The sequence below is a fragment of the Curtobacterium sp. NPDC089185 genome (assembly GCF_040685235.1).
Classification (GTDB): Bacteria; Actinomycetota; Actinomycetes; order Actinomycetales; family Microbacteriaceae; genus Curtobacterium; species Curtobacterium citri.
The window spans coordinates 374,097-394,779 of record NZ_JBFBHK010000001.1; the positions used below are offsets into that span (position 1 = coordinate 374,097).

Sequence of the window (20,683 nt, forward strand, 5' to 3'; positions counted from 1 at the left end):
TCAGGCCACGTGCCAGACGAGCCCCTCCTGCGCGCCCGACGGGTACGCCGCCGCGATGCGGAGCACGGCCTCGCGCAGCGTCTCCGGTGAGCACGCCAGGTTGAGCCGCGCGAACCCCCGCCCCTGCGCACCGAACCCGAGCCCGGAGTTGAGCGCCACGTACGCGTGCTCCCGCAGCGGCACCGCCGGGTCGTCCCCGAGCCCGATCCCCCGGAAGTCGAGCCACGCCAGGTACCCTGCGCGCGGCCTGGTGTAGACGACCCCGGGCAGGTGTTCGGCGAGCAGTGTGCCGAGCAGCCGCTCGTTCGCCACGATCCGGGCGACGACCTCGTCGAGCCAGTCGGTGGCCACGGTGAAGGCCGCCAGGTTGGCGTGCAGCCCGAGGATGCTCGTCCGGCAGGCGACTTCCTCCCACAGCGTGTCGAGCAGGTCCGCGGTCCGATCGTCGCCCGCGACCATGACCGAGCACTTCACCCCGGCGAGGTTCCACCCCTTGCTCGCACTCGTCACGCAGACGCTGCGGGCACCCGCGGCCTCGGCGACCATCGCGAACGGGGTGAAGCGGACGCCCGGGTGGGTCAGCGGCGCGTGGATCTCGTCGCTGATGACGAGCACGTCGTAGCGTGCTGCGAGCTCGGCGAGCGCGACCAGGTCGGCGCGGTCGTGCACGAGTCCCATCGGGTTGTGCGGGTTGCAGAGCAGGAACACCCGGACGCCGTCCGCGAAGGCCCGTTCGAGACCCGCCAGGTCGAGCCGGTAGACGCCCCACTGCTCGGCGAGCGGGACCTCCTCGACCCGACACCGTGCCTCCTCGACGAGCTCGAAGAACGGCGGGTACACCGGCGGCGTGATCGCCACGCGGCCGCCGTCGGGCAGCGCGAGCCGCAGCGACTCGACGATCCCGACGCTCACGTCGGTCGCCAGGTGCACGCGGGACGGGTCGACGTCCCACCCCCACCGCTCGCGCGCGAACTGCGCGAAGGCCGGTGCCAGCGGTCCCGGTCCGTCGAGGTACCCGAGGTCCGACTGCTGCACGCGCTCGACGAGCGCCTGTCGGATCGCCGGGGCGACGTCGTGGTCCATCTCGGCGACGAACAGCGGCAGCACCTCGGGTGCGTAGCGCGTCCACTTGATGCTCGTGCGCACCCCGCGGAGCGTCCCGACCGGGTCCTGCTCGTCGTCCGCCATGCGTCCCAGGATGCACCGGCCGGGAGGTTCGGTGCGAGTCCGCCCGTCATCCCGCGTCGTCTTCCGGTCGCCGCCCGGGCGCCGCAGGGCTCGGCCGCATAGGTTCGGCTCCATGAGCACGAGCACCGCCGACAAGGCCACCACCCTCAAGCAGCTGCACGAAGCCCCCGAGATCCTCCGCGTCGTCAACGTGTGGGACGCGATCAGCGCGAAGGTCGTCAGCGACCTGCCGGAGACGAAGGCCGTCGCCACGGCCGGGCACTCGATCGCCGCGAGCGCCGGGTACGACGACGGCGGGATGCCGCTCGACGTCGCCCTCGCGGGCGCCGCGACCATCGCCGCCGCGACCGACCTGCCGGTCACCGCCGACCTCGACGACGGCTACGAGGACCCGGCGGAGACGATCCGCCGGGCGATCGCCGCCGGGATCGTCGGCGCCAACGTCGAGGACCGACTGCGCCCCTTCGACGAGGCCGTCGCACGCGTCGCCGCGATCACCGCCGCGGCGCAGGCCGAGGGCATCGACTTCCAGCTGAACGCCCGGACCGACGCGATCGCCCGCGGCGGCGACCGGCCGATCGACGAGAGCATCGAGGACGCCATCGCGCGCGGGAAGGCCTTCCTCGACAACGGGGCAGCCCTCGTGTTCGTGCCGGGTGCGATCCAGCGCGACGTGGTCGAGCGTCTCGTGGCCGGGCTCGGCCGCGGCAAGCTGTCGGTGATCGGTCTGCCCGGAGCCCTCCCCGCCGCCGAGTACCAGGAGCTCGGCGTGGCCCGCATCTCCTACGGCCCGCTGACGCAGCGCGTCGCGCTGCGCGCGCTCCGTGACCTGGCGACCGACCTGTACGGCGACGGCGTCGTGCCGGAGGACACCCCGGTCCTCAACTGAGCACCGACGACGGACGGGAGGCGCGGTACCAGCGGGTGCCGCGCCTCCCGTCCGTCGTGTGGTCGTCCGTGATCTCCTGGACGTTCCGGAGCAGATGCCGTATAGTGTCTGGTTGGTGCACTGCAGCGAACCCATCTGACTCGCGCACACCAGCCCGTCTCGCCACCGACCCGCCGGGTCGCATTCCACCGAGACCACCGCTCGATCCGAACGGACGAGCAGCACGTCGAGACACGACGTGCGCACCCGCAGCCGATGCGTCGTGCCGGACCACGCAGGTCCGCCGACCAGAGCACGGCCGGGTGCCGAACGACCAGGAAGTACCGCACCACCATGACCAGCAACGACCGCATCACCATCTCCGGGACCGCACTCGCGGCGCCCGTGATCTCCCCTGACCGCATCGCCGAGTTCCCCGTGCGCGACGACCGCTCGCAGCGCGAGTACCTCGTCCGCATCCCGGCCGACGACCTCCGCCTGTTCGTCACCCGTGACGCCCGCCTGGCCGTCGACGGCGAGGCCGGCTGGACCGTGCCTGGCCGCTCCTGGCGGGGCGAGTCGAGCCGGACCATCCTGCTCGCCCGCCGCGTCGACCAGCGCGAGCTCGCCCTGGCCGCCTAGGCCCGTCCCGCCCGCGCTGCCGGGCCCGACACCACGAACGCCGCCGGCTCGAGCCGGCGGCGTTCGTCGTTCCTGTTTGGTCGTCAGGCGTCCGGGTCGACGTCAGGCGTCCGTGTGCGCCGACGGCTCCTCTGCGCCGCGGAAGCGCACACCGCCGTCGGCGTCCACCGGACGCTCGGGGCCGGCGCGCCGTGCCGCATCGCGGAGCCGCCGGATGAAGGCCGGGTCCTCGGGTTCGAGTTCGTCGTCGGGCGCGATCGTCACGCAGAGCTCGCTCGCCGGGCCGACCAGCAGGATCGACGTCGACACGGAGCCGTCGTCGCCCACGCTCGGCACGGTGATCGTGTCCGTGCGCGCGTTCGCACCCAGCACCGCCGCGTAGTCGGCGACGGCGTCCGCGATCAGGTCCCCTGTGAGGATCAGACTGGCGTCGTAGTGGATGTACTTCACGGTCCCCTCCTCATCTCTCCACCGACGGTAGGTTTCCGCACCTCCACGCCGTCCGGAGTGTGCGTTCCGTGGCCAGGGCGGGACAGGGCTCGTCCGTCAGTACTCGCCCTTGACGACGAAGTAGGAGCCGCGGATCGTCCCGGCGAGCTTCGACCGCTGCCGCGCGAACTTGAAGGCGCCGAGCTCCTCGGGCTCGTCCATCCCGTCCGAGAGCTTGAACCCGACCGCCCGCTTGCCGCCCGCCTCGAGTGCGTAGAGGACGTTGATCGACAGGCCGGACTCGTGGAAGACGTACGTCCACCGGACGCCGTCGACCTCGAACTGCGTCGCCTCGAGCACCGGGGACGCGATGACGATCCCGCGTTCCTCGCGCAGGACCCGGGCCACGTACTCGACGAGCTCCGGTACCTCGGCCGCCGGGTGCGTCGTGAAGACGTGGTCGTACTTGTTCCGGAAGTACCGCGCCTCGTTCGCGCGGAGCCCGGCGAGGGCGTCGGCCACCGGGGAGGACTCGAGGCCCTCGGTGGACACGGTCACGAAGTCGACGACGTTCGGCACGGCTGGTTCCTCCTCGGGACGGGTTCAGCCACACCGTACTGCGGCGGGCCAGACCTGTGGCGGATCAGACCTGTGGCGGATCAGACCTGTGGCGGATCGGTGCGCAGGCGCTTCGCCTCGGGCTCGTCCGAGTGCGACGACGCCGCGTCGGAGAACCGTCCGCCGCCGACCGCCGTGGTTCGACGGGCGAGCTCGTTGACGAGGTCCTCGTCCTCCGGCTCCAGCTCGTCGTCCGGCGCAGCCTCGACCATGATCTGGGACGCCGGGCCGAGCAGCACCTCGGCCGTCGTGCCGTAGCCCTCGGCGTCCGCGGTCGGGATCTCGACGATGTCCGTCGTCCCGTTCTCGCCGAGCGCCGCGGCGTAGGCGAGCACCGCCTCGGCGATCGCGTCGCCGGTCAACACTCGGTTCTCTCCGTAGACCACGTACTTCACCTGTCCATCGAACGCGGTGCCGACGAGCCGTACTCAGGAACGGGCGTGATCCGGGGGACACCGGGAGACGCGACCCGTGCGCCACGCCGATCGCGCCAGAGCGCGGAGAACGGCTCTTCCCAGTTCTGGGGGTGGTCGCGCACCCCCGGCGACCGGTGGACTGATCGCATGCGATCGTTCCAGCCCCTCGACACGTCCGCGCTGCTCCGGGTCGAGGTGGTCGCCGCCATGATCCGCGTGCTCCGCGCCAACGCACTGCACGAGGTGTCCTACGAGCACGTCGCCGTCGAGGCGGGTCAGACCGTCGAGGTCGTCACCGAGGTGTTCCCGACCTGGGACGGACTGCTGCTCGCCACCATCGACCAGTGGAACGACCAGCGGACCACGCCCCTGCTGCCCATCGCCGAACGGAGCGGCACCATCGTCTTCCTCCGGGCGATCGTCGGCGCGAACGTCGCCGACCCCTCGCTCATGCGCTTCCTCACGTCCACGCTGAACATCGCCGCAACGCCGCACCACCCGCTCGCACCGATGCTGTACATGCGGTGGCGGAAGTTCCACGGCTTCGTCCTGCAGTCGCTGCAGCACGACATCCAGGTCGGGCGGGAGCCGCAGACCATGGAGCCGGCGCGCGGTGCCGAGCAGCTGCTCGCGACCTACGAGGGGCTGCAGCTGCAGTCGATGGTGCGGCCCGAGATGGACCTGCTCGAGTCGTACGACCGCGCGGTCACCCGCCTGCGCGAGGGCTGGTCGCGCGAGTACGTGCCGCCGGTGTGGGACCTCGAGGTCATCGGCGGGTACTGACCCCGCCGTCGAGCCCCGACGGCCGTCAGACCAGGCGCTCGAACACCATCGTCGCCTGGATCCGGTCGCCGCCGCCGAAGCCCGTGCTACCGGAGGTCGTCGTCGTGATCGTGTGCAGGCGGTAGCCGAGCCGTGCCTGCGCGTTGATGGCGTCCTCGAGCTGGGTCAGGTTGTTCGACCCCTTGCCGAGGAGCCGCTCCTTGAGGACGACCTGCAGGACGACGTAGTCCATGCCCGCAGCGCCCGAGCGGGGACGCGCGCCGGCGTCGGCGTCGGCGCGCAGGCGGTCGACCAGTCCCGGACCCGCGGGCGGCGGAGCGTCCTGCACCTGCTCGGTCCAGGCGGAGCCGTCCCACCAGCGGGTCGCTCCGGAGCCGTCGTCGTACCAGCCGGGCTGCACGTTCGTCATGCGTCCATCCTGCCGGAGGGCGGGCGTCAGTTGTTGAAGCGGAACTCCACCACGTCGCCGTCCTGCATGACGTAGTCCTTGCCCTCGATGCGGGCCTTGCCGTGCGCCCGCGCCTCGGCGATCGAGCCCGTCTCCATGAGGTCGTCGAAGGAGATGACCTCGGCCTTGATGAAGCCCTTCTCGAAGTCGGTGTGGATGACGCCGGCAGCCTGAGGAGCCTTCCACCCCTTGCCGATCGTCCACGCCCGCGACTCCTTCGGCCCGGCCGTCAGGTAGGTCTGCAGGCCGAGGGTGTCGAACCCGATGCGTGCGAGCTGGTCGAGACCGGACTCGGTCTGCCCGGTCGACTCGAGGAGCTCCGCGGCGTCCTCCGGGTCGAGCTCGATGAGCTCGGACTCGACCTGGGCGTCGAGGAACACGGCCTGCGCGGGCGCGACGAGCGCGGCCAGCTCGGCCTTGCGGGTCTCGTCGGTCAGGATCGCCTCGTCGACGTTGAAGACGAAGATGAACGGCTTGGCGCTGAGGAGTCCGAGCTCGGCGATCGGCGTCAGGTCGATCGAGGTCGCGGACAGCAGCGTGCCGGCCTCCAGGGCGGCCTTCGCCTCCTGTGCGGTGGCGAGCACGGCCGGTTCGGCCTGCTTGAGCTTCACGGTCTTCTCGTACCGGGGCAGGGCCTTCTCGACAGTCTCGAGGTCGGCGAGGATCAGCTCGGTGTTGATGACCTCGAGGTCGTCCTTCGGCGAGACCTTGTTCGCGACGTGCACGACGTCGTCGTCGGTGAAGCCGCGGACGACCTGCGCGATGGCGTCGGCCTCGCGGATGTTGGCGAGGAACTTGTTGCCCAGGCCCTCGCCCTCGCTCGCACCCTTGACGATGCCGGCGATGTCGACGAAGGACACCGGCGCGGGCACGGTCTTCTCCGACCCGAAGAGCTCGGCGAGCTGGTCGAGCCGGGGGTCGGGCAGGTTGACCACACCGACGTTCGGTTCGATCGTCGCGAACGGGTAGTTCGCGGCGAGGACCTGGTTCTTGGTCAGGGCGTTGAACAGGGTCGACTTGCCGACGTTCGGGAGACCGACGATTCCGATGGTGAGAGCCACGGGAGCACAGCCTACCGGCGGCCGCCCGCCGGGGCCGACCCGGGCCTCCAGACGGACGGGGTCAGGACGGCCAGACCCCCGAGAAGAACGCCACGACGGAGAGCAGGAGGCCCTGCGCCGTGCCGACCACGATGAAGGCGACGGTGGCACCGACCGCGACCAGGGCCACGCCGAGCCCGACGGCCCGCCCGGCGTCGTGCGCTCCCGCCTCGGCACGGTGCGCGCTCGCGATCAGGTCGTCCATCTTCCCCGGTTCCCCCATGCCGTGAGCTTACGTCACGTCCGCACCGGCCACCAGGGTCACGAGCCGCAACGCCGAGGGCACGACCGGGTGATGTCGGAACCCCGTGCGACGATCGGGCCCGTGCCGTTGAACTTCACCGCCATCGACTTCGAGACCGCGAACAGCTCGCCCGCGAGCGCCTGCTCCGTCGGTCTCGTCAAGGTCCGCGGCGGCCGCGTGGTCGACCGGGCGTCCTGGTTGATCCAGCCGCCGGCCGGGCACGACACCTTCCTCGAGTGGAACACCCGCATCCACGGCATCGTCGAGTCGGACGTCGTCGGCGCCAAGGGGTGGGCGGAGCAGTACCTCGACATCGTGGCGTTCGCCGAGGGGGACGTCCTGGTCGCGCACAACGCCCGCTTCGACATGGGGGTCATCGCCGGCGGGTGCGCGGCGACGGGCACCGAGCTCGCGGAGCACCACTCGCTCTGCTCGCTCCAGGTGGCGCGCAAGACCTACACGCTCGACTCGTACCGGCTCCCGATGGCGGCACGGGCGGCGGGCCACGTCGGGTTCCAGCACCACGACGCGTCCGCGGACGCCGAGGCCTGCGCGGCGATCGTCGTGCACGCCGCCGGGGTGCACGGGTGCGACACGGTCGAGGCGCTCGGCGCCGCGACCCGGGTGCACGTCGCGCCGGTGCGGGCGCGGACGGAGCAGCCCCGCGCGGCCGGACAGCCGCGGCAGCCGCGGCTGTCGAACCGGCCGATGATCTTCGCGGACTGACGCCGGAGCACGCCCGGGCGGCGCTCCGGGTGGCCGAACGGCCGGTGGTATTGTCACGACAATGCCGCCCGGGCGCCCTCGTCGGCGCCGTCTCCCCCGAAGGACCGCGATGACCAACGAAGGCCAGCTGCCGTCCGACCTGTTCATGGACCTGGACCGGTCGGGTCCGATGCCCCTGTACTTCCAGGTGGCCTCACGCCTCGAGGAGTCGATCCGCTCGGGCGCCCTGCCGCCCGGCGCACGCCTCGAGAACGAGATCGCGCTCGGGGAGCGGCTCGGGCTGTCGCGTCCGACCATCCGCCGGGCCATCCAGGACCTCGTCGACAAGGGACTGCTCGTCCGCCGCCGCGGCATCGGCACGCAGGTCGTGCACGGGCCGGTCACCCGCAAGGTGGAGCTGACGAGCCTGTACGACGACCTCGCGCAGGGGGCGCAGGCCCCGACGACGCAGCTGATCGCACGGGACGACGTCGTCGCCCCCGACGTCGTCGCCGAGGCGCTCGGCCTCCCCACGGGCACCACCGTCGCCCACATCCGACGGGTGCGCTTCGCCGAGGACGTCCCGATGGCGGTGCTCGAGAACTACCTGCCGCCCGAGTTCACCGACGTCACCGACGAGGACCTGCGGTCCCACGGGCTGTACCAGCTCCTGCGCGGACGGGGCGTCACGATGCGGGTCGCGAAGCAGCGGATCGGTGCGCGAGCTGCCAGCGGCGACGAGGCCGACCTCCTCGAGATCGAGGACGGCGACCCGGTGCTGACGATGAGCCGGACGGCGTACGACGCATCGGGCCGGGCGGTGGAGTACGGCGTGCACTGCTACCGCCCGGACCGCTACTCGTTCGAGGTCACCCTCGTCGACAAGTAGCCCCGTCGACGAGTGAGCCGGCGCCTCACCCCGCGGCGGGCACCCCGAGCTCACCGGTCACGTACTGCGCGCGGCCGAAGCCGAACGACCAGTCCTGGGGGCCGTTCTCGACGTAGCCGATGAAGACGTCCTCGCTCGCGACGCCGACCTCGGCGAGCCGGTCGTGCACCGCTCGGTACAGGCCCTGCTTCGCCTCGTCGCTCCGCCCACGCTGGGTGAAGACCTGGATGACGACGACGCCCGCGGTGCGCTCGAAGCCGAGGCCGGCGTCCTGGGCGATGATGTGCTGCGCGGGGTGCTCGGTGATCACCTGGAAGCGGTCGCGCTCCGGGATCCCGTACTCGGCCACGATGGCGGTGTGGATCGCGTCGGCGATCGCACGGACCTCGTCGGGGGTGCGGCCGGTGGCGAGGTCGATACGGACGAGCGGCATGGTGCCTCCTGGTTCGGGAACTTTGTCCTTACATACTATCCGACCCGGGTCCGGAAGTCGCCCCGTGACGGACGGGAGGCGCGGTGCCGGTCCGGCACCGCGCCTCCCGTCCGTCGGCCCGCGCGTCTACAGCACCGGTGCCGCCGCGTCCGTCGTCACCGGCCCGTCGACGCGGGCCACGTCGTGCCACGCCCCGTCGGCGATGGACGCCTCCGCCGCCTCGACGATCGACGCGGCCGCCAGGCCGTCGGCGACCGACGGCGCGAGCTGCTCCCCGCGTCGGACGCTCGCGACGAACTGCGCCGCCTCGATCGTCTTCAGGTCGTCGTAGCCCATCGCGGTGCCCGCGCCCGGCTGGAAGCGGGCGAACTCGCCGTCGCCGGGTGCGACGTAGTGGGTGGCGTACCCGTCGACCTCCTGCCCGTCGAGGAACACCTGCAGTTCGTTCAGACGCTGGAAGTCCCACCGCACCGAGCCCCGCGTGCCGTAGACCTCGAGCGTGTACTCGGCGTGCGGCCCGCGCATCACCCGGCTCGAGTCCATGGTGCCGACGGCACCGTCCTCGAAGCGGAACAGCAGGGCCGCGTAGTCCTCGTTCTCGACCGGCTTCCGCTCTCCCGTCGCCGCTGCCGAGCGGTCGACGATGCCGGCACCGGGCAGCGGCCGCTCGGTGATGAACGTCTCCGCGAGGGCGCTGACGCTCGCGATCCGACCGACGACGTACTGCGCGAGGTCGAGCCCGTGCGACAGCAGGTCACCGAGCACGCCGGAGCCGGCGCGCTCCCGTTCGAAGCGCCAGGTCAGCGGGGCCGCCGGGTCGGACGAGTAGTCGGCGAGGAGCGAGCCGCGCACGTTCGTGATCCGGCCGAGCCGTCCGCTCCGCACGAGCTCACGGGCGCGCTCGACCGCCGGGGCGTGCCGGTAGTTGAAGCCGACGCTGGTGATCACGCCGGCGCGCTGCACGGCCTCGTGGATCTGCCGGGAGTCGCTGGCGTACCGGCCCATCGGCTTCTCGATCCAGAACGGCTTGCCGGCCTCGGCCGCCGCGACCGCCATCTCGCGGTGCAGGAAGTTCGGCGAGCAGATCGAGACGACCTCGACCGCGGGGTCGGCGAGGACCTCGTGCCAGTCGGCGACGGCGCGCTCGTACCCGAGGCGCGTGACGGCCTGGTCGCGCGCGGCCTCGACGGGGTCGGCCGCGACCACGAGCCGCGGCTGCACGCCGAGCTCCGGGAAGTGGTCCGGCAGGGCCCGGTACGCACGGGAGTGCAGTCGCCCCATCCAGCCGACCGAGACCAGGCCGACGCCGACGGTGTCCACGCTGCTCATGCGGCGGGGACGATGATGTCCCGCACCAGGGCGTCGAGCTTGGCGTCCGCGTCGAGGAACTGGCGCAGCGTCGTGACCGTGGCACCGAAGCGGTCGAACTCGTCGACCGTCATGCCGTCGACGTCGTAGCCGCGGGCGAACTCCGGCGTCGCGGACCGCAGCGCCGCGATGACGTCCGCCGGCACCTCGTCGTCGATGGCGTCGGGGCGCCACGGGAACGCGTTCGCGTTGATGTCCCGCGACCACTGGAACGGGGGCGACACGACGAGGTCCCCGCCCTGGAACTCCGACCACTGCAGGGCGTTCCGGAAGGCAGCGACGAGGACCCGGGAGCGGAAGCCACGCTCCTGGAACACCCGGTAGGCGTTCTTCACGGCGGCGACGCCGGCCCACTCGAGGATGCCGGGGTCGACCATGACGTGGTCCCGCTTGACGACGGTCTTCAGCCAGTCGTCGAACCGACCGGCCATCAGCGTGACGACGTGCCCGAACTCCTGCTCCGGCAGCCCGTCGGCGGTGCGGCGGTCGAGGGCGCGCTCGATGGCCTCGCCGACGGCGACGACCTGCGGCACCGTGAACGACACCGTCGCGTTGATCGAGACCCCGCGGTACGCGGCCTCCTCGATCGCGGCGATGCCGACCGCCGTGGCCGGGATCTTCACGATGATGTTCGGGGCGAGCTGCGAGAACCGCACGGCCTGCTCGACCAGGGCGTCCCGGTCGCGGTGCAGGCGCGGGTCGGTCTGCATGCTGAGCCGGCCGTTCCGCCCGCCGGAGGCCTCGAACGCGGGGAGCAGCTGCGCGGCCGCGGCGATCGAGAGCTCCTCGACGGCCTTCCACCCGATCCAGGACTCCCCCGCGGTCGGGTGCTCGGCCGCGATCGCCCGGATGCGCGGCTCCCAGGTCGCCGGATCCTGCTGGATGCACGTGTAGGCGATGACCGGGTTGCACGTCGCGCCGACGGCGCCGTACTCGGCGATCGCGACGGCCAGCTCGTGCGGGTCGGCCGAGTCGTTCCACAGTGCGGTCGGTGTCTGCGTCGCGGCCTGCAGGGTGACGGGCCGGGCGTCGACGCCGGTGGACGCCGGGGTCTCGAGGGTGTCGGTCATCGGGTGAGTCCCTTCGTGATCGTGTCGAGCTGGAACCGGGACACCGCGTCGGCGTCCTCGTCCTCGGCGAAGACGCTGGACACGGCCACGGTGTCCTCGCGGGCGGTGAACCCGACGCGGTCGAGTGCGGCCCAGAAGGCGTCGAAGTCGACGTCCGCCGCGCCGACCGGCAGGTGCTGGTGCACGCGGACCGGGTTGCCGGGCGGGTTGGTGATGTACCGGAGGCCGTGCGACCGGGTGTGGTCGTAGGCGTCGGCGACGTGGACGAGCTGCAGGGAGTCCCCCGCGGCGTCGATGACCTCGTCCATGTTCCCGCCGTAGTGGAACGTGTGGCAGGCGACGTAGACGAACCCGACGTGCTTCGAGTTGAGCCCGCGGATCACCCGGAGTGCCTCGAGGCCGTCCTCGACGAAGTCGTCGGGGTGCGGGTCGATGAGCACGCGGAGCCCGGCGTCCTCGATGATCGGCAGGAGCTCCTCCATCGAGCGGTAGAAGGCGTCCTCGGACTCCTCGGCGCGCTCGGGACGACCGGAGAACTCCGTGTTGATCGTGTCCACGCCGAGACGCTTCGTGATCTCGATGACGCGTTTCCACTTCGTGACCGCCGCCTCGCGGGCGTCGCGGTCCGGGCCGGACCAGCGGAGCACCGGCAGCACGGAGGCGACCTGCACGCCGGCGTCGCGGCACGCTGCGGCGAACGCGTCCACGAGGTCGTCGTCGGCCTTCGGGTGCCGGAAGAACGGGATGAAGTCGCGGTGCGGCGTGAGCTGCAGGTACTCGTACCCGAGGTCGGCGACCTTCCGCGGGAACTCGAGCAGCGAGAGGTCGTGGTGGTACGGGGTCGGGTCGAGGGCGATCTTCGGCATCAGGCCCCCGCGAGCGCACCGGTGGCGGCCGGCGCGCTCGCCGTCTCGCCTGCCGTCTCGTAGAACGCGGGCTTCGCGACCGCGTACTCGACCGACTCCAGCACGCCGGACTGCTGTGCACGGACCGCGACCTCGGCGACGACGGAGGCCGTGTAGCCGTCCCAGGCGCTCGGGCCGTCGATGCCGCCCGTGCGGGCGGCGTCGACCCAGCGCTGCACCTCCTCGTCGTAGGCGGCGCCGAAGCGCTCCTTGAACGACGGGGTGACGCCCTGGCCGGTCGCCCCCGCGGCGACGACGGTCGCGGAGGTGTCACGACCGATGTAGGCGACGCCGGACTCGAAGACGGCGTCCGTCGTGACCTGGTAGCCGAACTGGGCGTTGACGTTGATCTCGACGATCGCCATGGTGCCGGACTCCGTGGTGAACAGCACGAACTGCGGTTCGGGCAGGTCTGCCGGTGCGAGCGAGTTCCTCCGCGGCTTCTTGACCTCGACCGCGACGATCGGCTCCCCCGTCAGGAACGGGATGATGTCGATCTCGTGGATGACCGAGTCGTGGATGAGCATCGACTCGCTGAAGTTCGGCGGGGTCGTCGGGTTGCGGTGCGCGTGGTGCAGGGCGAGCAGTGCGCCGTGGGCACCGGACTCGCGCAGCGCCCGGAGCTCCTGGTACCCCGCGTCGAAGCGGCGCATGAAGCCGACCTGGATCACGGGACGGGCGGCGTGCTGCTGCTCGAGCTCGACGATGCGCAGCGAGTCCTCGGCGCTGGTCGTGAGGGGCTTCTCGCACAGGACCGTGAGGCCGCGCTCGAGGGCCGTCACGAGGATCGGCTCGTGCAGGAAGCCGGGCGTCGCGATGATGACGGCGTCGATGTCGGTCGCGTCGAGGGCCTCGTCGAAGGACGCCGCGGTGACGGCGCCCGGTGCGAGGTCGGCGGCAGCCCGGGCGCGGGCCTCGTCCGGCTCGACGACGGCGACGACGTCGGCGTTCGAGATCTTCGCGGTGATGCGACGGACGTGGTCGGCGCCCATCATGCCGGCGCCGACGACGGCGACGCGGAGGTTCTGCGTGGTCATGGTGTTGTTCTCCCGGGGGGTGGTGACGGCGCGTCAGGAGGCGCGGGCGGCGGAGGTGGATCCGAAGATGTGCTGGAAGGTGCGCTCGGCGATCGGGCCGGGAGCGTCGACCGAGCAGCCGTACATGTCCTGCTCGACGATGCCGAAGACGTCGGGGTTGATCGCCGCGACCGCCTCGATGATCGGGGCCAGCTCGGGCGTGCCGTGCGGCGGCTCGGTCATGATCCCCTGCGCGACGGCGGTGGCGAACGGCACGTCGTTCTTCAGCACGTCGAACAGCAGCTCGGTGTCCACCTGCTTGAGGTGCAGGTACCCGATGCGGTCCGGGTGCTCGGCGATGAGCCGGAGGTTGTCCCCGCCGTAGTAGGCGAAGTGTCCCGTGTCGAGGCAGAGGTTCGTGTACTCCGGGTTCGTCACCTCGAGGAAGCGCACGGTCTCGCGGTACGTGCCGACGTGGCTGTCCGCGTGCGTGTGGAACTGCTGGTGGACGCCGTACTCCTCGAGCAGCGCCTTGCCGAGCTGGTCGTGCCCCTTGCCCAGGCGCTCCCACTGCTCGTCGGTCAGCGTGCGCGCCTCGAGCACCTCCGAGGTCGCGTCCGAGCGCCAGAGGTCCGGGATGGTCACGAGGTGCTCGGCACCGAGTGCCGCGGCGAGGCCGGCCACCGCGACCGCCTGGTCCCACGCGCGCTGGAACTGGTCCTCGCCCTTGTGGAACCCGGTGAAGACCGTGCCGGCTGAGAGCCGCAGCCCGCGGGACTCGAGCTCGTCGGACAGCTGCGCCGGGTCGGTGGGCAGGTACCCGTACGGGCCGAGTTCGATCCACTCGTAGCCGGCCGCAGCCGCCTCGTCGAGGAAGCGCTGCCACGGCACCTGGGCGGGGTCGTCCGGGAACCAGACGCCCCACGAGTCGGGCGCGGTGCCGATCCGGATGGAGGCGGGCGGTGCGTCCGTGGACGGGGTGCCGGCGGGGGTGGCGGTGTCGGTCATGACGTCGCTGTCGCTTTCTGGGCCGCGGCCCGGGTGGTGTGGTTTGGAGGGTCAGCCGAGCAGGGGCCGCTGGTGGGCGACCTGCTGCTCGTAGTCGGTACGGGCCTGCTGCGTGCTCGGCAGGGTGGAGGTCTGCGCGACCGGCACGTCCCACCAGCCGTCGCCCTCGGGCGCGTACAGCAGGGGGTCGGAGTTCACGTGCACGAGCGTGGTGTGGTCGTTCGCCTTCGCCTGCCGGACCGCGGCCCGGAGGTCCGCGATCGCGTCCGGGCCCGGCTGGACCTCGATGACGTCCACGCCGTAGGAGCGGGCGTTCGCCGCCAGGTCCACGGGCAGCGGGTCGCCGTTCTCGAACGACTGCGTCTCGTCGAGGTAGCGGTACCTGGTGCCGTACCGCTCGGACCCGACGGTCTCGGACAGGTGCCCGATCGAGGCGTACCCGTGGTTCTGGATGAGCACGACCACGATCTTGATGCCCTCGGCCACGGCGGTGACGAGCTCGGTGTGCAGCATGAGGTAGCTGCCGTCCCCGACCATCACGATGGCGTCGCGGTCGGGAGCGCCACGTCGGACGCCGATCCCGCCCGCGATCTCGTACCCCATGCACGAGAACGCGTACTCGACGTGGTAGCCGAGCTCGTCACGCACCCGCCACAGCTTGTGCAGGTCACCCGGCAGCGACCCCGCCGCCTGGATCACGACGTCGCGCGGGTCGGATGCCTCCTGCACCGCGCCGATGATCTCCGCCTGACCGGGCAGCGCGAGACCGGACGGAGCGAAGGCGGCGTCGACGACGGTGTCCCACTCCTGCTTGCGCTGGGCGATCTCGGCGGCGTACCCGGGGTGCACCGCGTACGACGGGTCGGACGTGAGCGCGGCGGTCAACGCGACCAGCGCCTCCCGGGCATCCGCGACGACCGGCAGCTGCGAGCCGTGCTTGTACGCGTCGAACGCGGCGACGTTCACGTTCACGAACGTCACGTCCGGGTGCTGGAAGGCGGTCCGCGACGCCGTGGTGAAGTCGCTGTACCGGGTCCCGATGCCGATCACGACGTCGGCCTGGGCGGCGATCGCGTTCGCTGCCGCCGTGCCGGTCGCGCCGATGCCGCCGAGGTACTGCGGGTGGTCCCAGACGAGTGCGCCGCCGCCGGCCTGCGAGGTGCCGACCGGGATGCCCGTCGCCTCGACGAAGGCGGCGAGCTCCGCCGCCGCGTCCGAGTACAGCACGCCGCCACCGGCGACGACCACGGGGCGCTCGGCGGCGCGGATCGCCTCGACGGCCCGGGCGAGCGGACCGTGCTCGGGCAGCGGACGGCGGAGGTGCCACTCGCGCGGCTGGAGGAACGCGACCGGGACGTCGAGGGCCTCGGCCTGCACGTCCTCGGGCAGGGCGATGGTCACGGCTCCGGTCTCGGCCGGGTCGGTGAGCACCCGCATGGCGGCGAGCGCGATCGAGAACAGCTGCTCCGGACGCTCGACGCGGTCGAAGAACCGGGACAGCGGTCGGAACGCGTCGGTGACCTGGATCGAGGTGTCGTGCGGCATCTCGATCTGCTGCAGCACCGGGTCCGTGGTCCGGGTCGCGAACGTGTCCGAGGGCAGCAGCAGCGCCGGCAGCCGGTTCGTCGTCGCGAGGGCGGCGGCGGTGAGCATGTTCGCGGCGCCCGGGCCGACCGACGCCGTGCTGGCGAAGGTCGCACGACGACGGTGCATGCGCGCGAACCCGACGGCCTCGTGCACCATCGCCTGCTCGTTGCGCGCCTGGTGGTAGGGCAGCAGACCCGGCTGCTCGACGTGGAGCTGCTTGATCGCCTGGCCGAGGCCCGCGACGTTGCCGTGCCCGAAGATGCCGAAGATCCCCGGGATCGTGCGCTCGCGGTGGTCGCCGTCGACGGTCCACTGGTTCGCGAGGAACGCGACGAGGGCCTGGCCGACGGTCATGCGGCGGGTGGCGGTCATCGGTCGGACTCCTTCTCGTAGGGCAGGCGCGGGTCGACGGCTTCCGACTCCCACACCTGACGGACCCACCCGTGGGCGGGGTCGTCGGTGATGTTCCAGACGCGCTCCGGGTCGGTCCCGGCCATCACGTTGAGGTAGTACATGTCGTAACCCGGTGCCGCGACGGCCGGACCGTGCCAGCCGTACGGCACGAGGGCGATGTCGCCGCTGCGGACCTGCCGGAACTCGTCGATCGGCCGGTCGTCCGAGGCGTACGTGCGGTGCAGGGCGAAGGGCTCGGCGGTCTCCGGAGCATCGACACCACGGGCCACGTCGGCCTCGTAGTAGTAGATCTCCTCGAGGTCCGACTCCTCGCCGGGGCGGTGCGTGTCATGCTTGTGCGGCGGGTACGACGACCAGTTGCCGGCCGGCGTGATCACCTCGCACACGATCGCCTTGACGGCGTCGAGCGCGGCCGGGGTGCCGAAGTTGTGCACCTGCCGGCTGGACTGCCCGGCACCGCGGAGCTCGACGGGGACGTCATCGCGCGCGATGTACGTCGAGGGCTTCACCGTGTCGGTGGGGACCTCGGCGACCGCGAGCCGACCGCTGCCGGTGATCCGCGCCTCCGACCCGGACCCGAGGTACAGGACGTCGGTCGGTCCGTCGAAGACGCTGCGGCGTCCCGCCAGTGCCTGTTCCCCGGTCCCCGCGTCGCCCGCGTAGGCGACGGAGAAGGTGCCGGCGAGCGGCACCACGATGCGCTCCACGGCGGCGGCCGGGAGGCGCAGCTCGGCCCCGTCGGTCAGCGCGCCGGTCCGCAGGCCGGTGTGCGCCCACCCCGGCACCCGTCCGTCGACCACGTCGGTCCAGCCGTCCTCCGGTCGGCTGCCCGCCCGGACGAACCAGTCGTCGTTCGCCATCCCCGGGTCAGCCGTTCGCGGGGAAGCCGAGGTCGACGCCACCGTGCACGGCGGGGTCGAGCCACCGCGAGGTGATCGCCTTCTGCCGGGTGAAGAAGCTCACGCCGTCCGCGCCGTACGCCTTGTGGTCGCCGAACAGCGAGTTCCGCCAGCCACCGAACGAGTAGTACGCGACCGGCACCGGGATCGGGACGTTGATGCCGATCATGCCGACCTGCACGTCCCGCTGGAACCGACGGGCGGCACCGCCGTCGTTGGTGAAGATCGCCGTGCCGTTGCCGAAGGCGCCGGAGTTGATGAGCTCGAGCCCCTCCTCGTAGGTCTGCACGCGGACGACCGACAGCACCGGGCCGAAGATCTCCTCGGTGTACACGCGACTCGACGTCGGCACCCGGTCGATCAGCGTCGGACCGAGCCAGAAGCCGTTCTCGTCGCCGTCGGGTCGGACGGTGCGGCCGTCCACCACGACCTCCGCACCGTCCTGCTCGGCGACCTCGATGTACGAGGCGACCTTGTCGCGGTGCTGCTCGGTGACGAGCGGGCCCATGTCGCAGCCCCGGCGTCCGTCGCCGATGCGCAGCGTCGCCGCGCGCTCGCTGATCTTCGCGATCAGCTCGTCGGCGACCGGCTCGACCGCGACGACGACCGAGATCGCCATGCAGCGCTCACCGGCCGAGCCGAAGCCCGCGTTGATCGCGTTGTCGGCGACGAGGTCGAGGTCGGCGTCCGGCAGCACGAGCATGTGGTTCTTCGCGCCGCCGAGGGCCTGCACGCGCTTGCCGTGCTTCGTGCCGGTCTCGTAGACGTACTGCGCGATCGGGGTGGACCCGACGAACGAGATCGACTCGACGTCCGGGCTGGTGAGGAGGCCGTCGACGGACTCCTTGTCACCGTTGAGCACCGTGAAGACGCCGTCGGGCAGCCCGGCCTCCCGGAACTTCTGCGCGAGCCAGATCGCCGCGCTCGGGTCCTTCTCGCTCGGCTTGAGCACGACGGTGTTGCCGGCCGCGATCGCGATCGGCAGGAACCACAGCGGCACCATGGCCGGGAAGTTGAACGGCGAGATGATGCCGACGACGCCGAGCGGCTGGCGGATCGAGTAGACGTCGATGCCGGTCGACACCTGGTCGGAGAACTCGCCCTTCATCAGCGAGGGGATGCTCGTCGCGAGCTCCACGACCTCCTGCCCGCGGGCGATCTCGCCGAGCGCGTCCGAGGTGACCTTGCCGTGCTCGCTCGTGATGATCTCGGCGAGCTCGGCCTTGTCGCGGTTGAGGACCTCGCGGAACGCGAAGAGGACCTGCTGGCGCTTCGCGAGCGACATCTGGCTCCAGGCCGGGAACGCGGCCTTCGCGCTCGCGATCGCGCGCTGGATCTCGGACTCGTCGGCCAGGGCGACCCGCTTGGTCACGACGCCGAGCGCCGGGTCGTACACCGGGGCCGTCCGGCCCGAGGTCGACGCGACGTGCTCGCCGTCGATCCAGTGTCCGACCGTTGCGAGTCCCTGCTCGGTGTTCGACTGCTCGGTGGCTGGCTGTTCCGTGGTGGTCATGCGTTGCTTCCTTCCGGGACGGACGTGTCCAGGGTGGTGGACGTGGCAGGCGACCCGGGTCGGTCGCGAGCCGGTGTGGAGGACTCGCCACGGGCCTCCCGGCTGTGGACGAGGGAGGACGCGACGTCGACCGCGGTGGCGACGTCGCCGTCCTGGGGGTAGAGCAGGGTGCGTCCGACGACGAGCCCGCGGACGCCCGGCAGGGCGAGGGCGTCGGCCCAGGTGGCGTAGGTCTCGTCGGGGCTGCCGGACGGGTCACCGCCGAGCAGCAGCGTCGGCAGCGTCGTCGCCGCCATCACGCGGGCCATGTCGTCGACGACCGGGACCTTGAGCCAGCTGTAGGCGCTCGACTCCCCCAGGCCCGCGGCGATCGCCATCGAGGTGATCACGGCCTCGGCGGTCAGGTCGTTGACCACCCGGCCGTCGCGCCAGGACGACATGAACGGCTCGAGCATGATCGGCAGCCGCAGGGCAGCGGCCTCGCTCACGGCACGCGCGGTGGCCTCGAGCGTGGGCGCGGTCCCGGCGTCGTCGAGTGCGACGCGCACGAGCAGCTTCGCGACGTCGAGCCCGGCGTCCTTGATCGCCCGCGCGGAGTACGCCGTGTAGCGGTCGTCGAGCTCGAACGAGGCGCCCCGCAGCCCGCCGCGGTTCATCGACCCGACGACGACCTTGCCGTCGAGGGCGCCGAGGAGCGCGAGGTCCTCGACGATGTCGGGCGTGCCGAGGACACCGTCCACCCCCGGACGACCGAGTGCGACGAGGAGCCGTTCGAGCAGGTCGTAGCGGTCGGCCATCGCGGACGGGTCGTCGCGGACCGCCAGCGCGCCGCGTGCGGGGTGGTCGGCGGCGACGATGAACAGCTTGCCGTCGTCGGCGAGCAGCGGGCGCCGGGTCCGCGCGCGCAGCACGTCGGCGATGCGCTCCGGTGCGCCGGCGCGCAGGTCCCGCAGCCGGGCGAAGTCGGCGGGGCTGATCTCAGGCATCGATGCCCTCCTTCGTGGTCGCCTGCACGGGGTTGTCCCGCAGGAACTGCTCGATCTCGTCGCTGGTCGGCATCGCGGTCGAGCACTCGAACCGCGTGGCCACGATCGTCCCGGCGGCGTTCGCGAACGCCAGCGTGCGGTCGAGGCTCCAGCCCTGCAGCAGGCCGTGGGTCAGCGCACCGCCGAACCCGTCACCCGACCCGAGGCCGTTCACGACGTCGATGGTGTGCGGGCGGAACTCGACCGTCTCGTCCCGGGTCTTCGCGAGCACGCCCTTCGGCCCCTGCTTGACGATCGCGACCTCGACGCCGCGCTCGAGCAGGGCGTCGGCGGCTCGGACCGGATCGGTCTCGCCCACGGCGACCTCGCACTCCTCGCGGTTGCCGACCGCGACGGTCGCGTGCTCCAGGGCGACGGCGACCTCGCGCGTCGCGGCGGCGGGGTTCGCCCAGAACACCGCCCGGTAGTCGAGGTCGAGCACGGTGTGGACCCGGGTGGGAGCCATCGACGCGGACCGGGCCGCGAACGCCGCGTGGTGCGCGCTCCGGCTCGGCTCCTCGCTCAGGCCCGTCACGGTCGTCCAGAAGATGCGCGCCCGTTCGATCTCGTGCAGCGGCAGGGACTTCGCGGTGATCATCAGGTCCGGGGCCTTCGGGGCCCGGTAGAAGTACAGCGGGAAGTCGTCCGGCGGGAAGATCTCGCAGAACGCCACGGGCGTGTTCAGCCCGTCGACCGTGGCGACGAAGTCGTTCGCGACGCCCAGCTCGGGGAGGGTCCTGGCGATGTACCGCCCGAAGGGGTCGTCGCCCGTGCGGGTGACGACGGCCGTCTCCGCGCCGTGGCGTGCGGCGGCGATGGCGACGTTGGTCGCGCTGCCGCCGACGGACTTCGAGAAGGTCGTGACGTCCTCGAGCGGACCGGTCTGCTGGGGGTAGACGTCGACGCTGACGCGTCCCATCGTGATCACGTCGTAGGCGTGGGGAACTTCGTTGGTCATGCGACGCGATGGACCTTCCGTGCGGCTTCTTCGGCGGACGAGCACGACTGTACACGCACTTTGCCCTAATGTCAGTACATGGCTCGAGACCGCGTGTGCGGACGCGTGCTCGCCGCGTCGGCGGGCCGGGAGGCGCGTGTCGGTGGGACCTGCCAGG

23 protein-coding genes are annotated in these 20,683 nt (G+C 71.7%); 5 read left to right on the forward strand and 18 right to left on the reverse strand.

Features of this window, described 5'->3' with window-relative positions:
- On the reverse strand, window positions 1–1,188 hold the full coding sequence (locus AB0N84_RS01710; RefSeq protein ID WP_363543342.1) for an aminotransferase class I/II-fold pyridoxal phosphate-dependent enzyme: 1,188 nt from the start codon (window positions 1,186–1,188) through the stop codon (window positions 1–3).
- Window positions 1,189–1,300: 112 nt separating this feature from the next.
- Between AB0N84_RS01710 and AB0N84_RS01715 the strand changes: the two genes are divergently transcribed.
- Both AB0N84_RS01715 and AB0N84_RS01720 read left to right on the forward strand, forming a co-directional pair.
- Window positions 1,301–2,077 (forward strand): isocitrate lyase/phosphoenolpyruvate mutase family protein, encoded by a 777-nt coding sequence (locus tag AB0N84_RS01715; RefSeq protein ID WP_069711665.1) that lies wholly within the window; start codon window positions 1,301–1,303, stop codon window positions 2,075–2,077.
- A gap of 333 nt (window positions 2,078–2,410) precedes the next feature.
- A complete protein-coding gene (locus tag AB0N84_RS01720) occupies window positions 2,411–2,698 on the forward strand; it encodes a hypothetical protein (RefSeq protein ID WP_182047026.1) in 288 nt (95 codons plus the stop codon).
- A 102-nt stretch (window positions 2,699–2,800) separates the two neighbouring features.
- Here AB0N84_RS01720 and AB0N84_RS01725 read toward each other — a convergent pair whose 3' ends face one another.
- The 3 genes from AB0N84_RS01725 to AB0N84_RS01735 form a co-directional block, all read right to left on the reverse strand.
- Window positions 2,801–3,148 carry a hypothetical protein gene (locus AB0N84_RS01725; RefSeq protein ID WP_182047025.1) on the reverse strand — a complete coding sequence of 116 codons (348 nt, stop codon included), beginning with the start codon at window positions 3,146–3,148 and terminating at the stop codon, window positions 2,801–2,803.
- 96 nt (window positions 3,149–3,244) lie between these two features.
- Window positions 3,245–3,706, reverse strand: a complete 462-nt coding sequence (locus tag AB0N84_RS01730; RefSeq protein WP_182047024.1) for a phage tail protein — start codon at window positions 3,704–3,706, stop codon at window positions 3,245–3,247.
- Between the two features lie 80 nt (window positions 3,707–3,786).
- Window positions 3,787–4,107, reverse strand: coding sequence for a hypothetical protein (locus AB0N84_RS01735; RefSeq protein WP_363543346.1), 321 nt, complete (start codon window positions 4,105–4,107; stop codon window positions 3,787–3,789).
- 201 nt (window positions 4,108–4,308) lie between these two features.
- On the opposite strand from AB0N84_RS01735, the gene AB0N84_RS01740 reads away from it, so the two are divergent.
- Window positions 4,309–4,944: a hypothetical protein gene (locus AB0N84_RS01740; protein WP_182047022.1), complete on the forward strand. Its 636-nt coding sequence runs from the start codon at window positions 4,309–4,311 to the stop codon at window positions 4,942–4,944.
- A 25-nt stretch (window positions 4,945–4,969) separates the two neighbouring features.
- On the opposite strand, the gene AB0N84_RS01745 is transcribed toward AB0N84_RS01740, so the two are convergent.
- The 3 genes from AB0N84_RS01745 to AB0N84_RS01755 all read right to left on the reverse strand — a co-directional run bounded on the left by AB0N84_RS01745 (window position 4,970) and on the right by AB0N84_RS01755 (window position 6,715).
- A complete protein-coding gene (locus AB0N84_RS01745) occupies window positions 4,970–5,353 on the reverse strand; it encodes a DUF2510 domain-containing protein (protein ID WP_363543348.1) in 384 nt (127 codons plus the stop codon).
- 26 nt (window positions 5,354–5,379) lie between these two features.
- Window positions 5,380–6,453, reverse strand: a complete 1,074-nt coding sequence (gene ychF / locus AB0N84_RS01750) for a redox-regulated ATPase YchF (protein ID WP_182047015.1) — start codon at window positions 6,451–6,453, stop codon at window positions 5,380–5,382.
- 61 nt (window positions 6,454–6,514) lie between these two features.
- Window positions 6,515–6,715, reverse strand: a complete 201-nt coding sequence (locus AB0N84_RS01755; RefSeq protein ID WP_363543351.1) for a hypothetical protein — start codon at window positions 6,713–6,715, stop codon at window positions 6,515–6,517.
- Window positions 6,716–6,817: 102 nt separating this feature from the next.
- Here AB0N84_RS01755 and AB0N84_RS01760 point away from each other — a divergent pair, with 102 nt between their 5' ends.
- Both AB0N84_RS01760 and AB0N84_RS01765 read left to right on the forward strand, forming a co-directional pair.
- The gene (locus AB0N84_RS01760) at window positions 6,818–7,462 is read left to right on the forward strand and encodes an exonuclease domain-containing protein (RefSeq protein WP_363543396.1); all 645 of its coding nucleotides are present in this window, start codon (window positions 6,818–6,820) and stop codon (window positions 7,460–7,462) included.
- A gap of 109 nt (window positions 7,463–7,571) precedes the next feature.
- A complete protein-coding gene (locus AB0N84_RS01765; protein WP_182047012.1) occupies window positions 7,572–8,330 on the forward strand; it encodes a GntR family transcriptional regulator in 759 nt (252 codons plus the stop codon).
- A gap of 25 nt (window positions 8,331–8,355) precedes the next feature.
- Here the strand turns inward: AB0N84_RS01765 and AB0N84_RS01770 are convergent, their stop codons facing one another.
- The 11 genes from AB0N84_RS01770 to iolC form a co-directional block, all read right to left on the reverse strand.
- Window positions 8,356–8,763, reverse strand: coding sequence for a tautomerase family protein (locus AB0N84_RS01770; protein ID WP_289457773.1), 408 nt, complete (start codon window positions 8,761–8,763; stop codon window positions 8,356–8,358).
- Window positions 8,764–8,889: 126 nt separating this feature from the next.
- A complete protein-coding gene (locus AB0N84_RS01775; protein ID WP_363543353.1) occupies window positions 8,890–10,092 on the reverse strand; it encodes a Gfo/Idh/MocA family oxidoreductase in 1,203 nt (400 codons plus the stop codon).
- The gene (locus AB0N84_RS01780) at window positions 10,089–11,201 is read right to left on the reverse strand and encodes a transaldolase family protein (protein ID WP_363543355.1); all 1,113 of its coding nucleotides are present in this window, start codon (window positions 11,199–11,201) and stop codon (window positions 10,089–10,091) included. Before AB0N84_RS01780 ends, AB0N84_RS01775 begins: the two co-directional genes overlap by 4 nt.
- On the reverse strand, window positions 11,198–12,067 hold the full coding sequence (locus tag AB0N84_RS01785; RefSeq protein WP_069711679.1) for a sugar phosphate isomerase/epimerase family protein: 870 nt from the start codon (window positions 12,065–12,067) through the stop codon (window positions 11,198–11,200). The genes AB0N84_RS01780 and AB0N84_RS01785 overlap by 4 nt, the downstream gene beginning before the upstream one ends.
- Window positions 12,067–13,143, reverse strand: a complete 1,077-nt coding sequence (locus tag AB0N84_RS01790) for a Gfo/Idh/MocA family oxidoreductase (protein WP_363543358.1) — start codon at window positions 13,141–13,143, stop codon at window positions 12,067–12,069. Before AB0N84_RS01790 ends, AB0N84_RS01785 begins: the two co-directional genes overlap by 1 nt.
- A gap of 33 nt (window positions 13,144–13,176) precedes the next feature.
- Window positions 13,177–14,130, reverse strand: a complete 954-nt coding sequence (locus AB0N84_RS01795) for a sugar phosphate isomerase/epimerase (protein WP_363543360.1) — start codon at window positions 14,128–14,130, stop codon at window positions 13,177–13,179.
- A gap of 51 nt (window positions 14,131–14,181) precedes the next feature.
- Window positions 14,182–16,089 (reverse strand): 3D-(3,5/4)-trihydroxycyclohexane-1,2-dione acylhydrolase (decyclizing), encoded by a 1,908-nt coding sequence (iolD, locus tag AB0N84_RS01800; protein WP_363543362.1) that lies wholly within the window; start codon window positions 16,087–16,089, stop codon window positions 14,182–14,184.
- Window positions 16,086–16,991, reverse strand: a complete 906-nt coding sequence (gene iolB, locus AB0N84_RS01805) for a 5-deoxy-glucuronate isomerase (protein WP_363543364.1) — start codon at window positions 16,989–16,991, stop codon at window positions 16,086–16,088. Before iolB ends, iolD begins: the two co-directional genes overlap by 4 nt.
- A 7-nt stretch (window positions 16,992–16,998) precedes the next feature.
- Window positions 16,999–18,543, reverse strand: coding sequence for a CoA-acylating methylmalonate-semialdehyde dehydrogenase (locus AB0N84_RS01810; protein ID WP_182047139.1), 1,545 nt, complete (start codon window positions 18,541–18,543; stop codon window positions 16,999–17,001).
- Window positions 18,540–19,529 (reverse strand): deoxyribose-phosphate aldolase, encoded by a 990-nt coding sequence (locus AB0N84_RS01815; protein ID WP_363543366.1) that lies wholly within the window; start codon window positions 19,527–19,529, stop codon window positions 18,540–18,542. Before AB0N84_RS01815 ends, AB0N84_RS01810 begins: the two co-directional genes overlap by 4 nt.
- On the reverse strand, window positions 19,522–20,526 hold the full coding sequence (gene iolC, locus AB0N84_RS01820; protein WP_363543368.1) for a 5-dehydro-2-deoxygluconokinase: 1,005 nt from the start codon (window positions 20,524–20,526) through the stop codon (window positions 19,522–19,524). The genes AB0N84_RS01815 and iolC overlap by 8 nt, the downstream gene beginning before the upstream one ends.
- Window positions 20,527–20,683 lie beyond the last annotated feature (157 nt).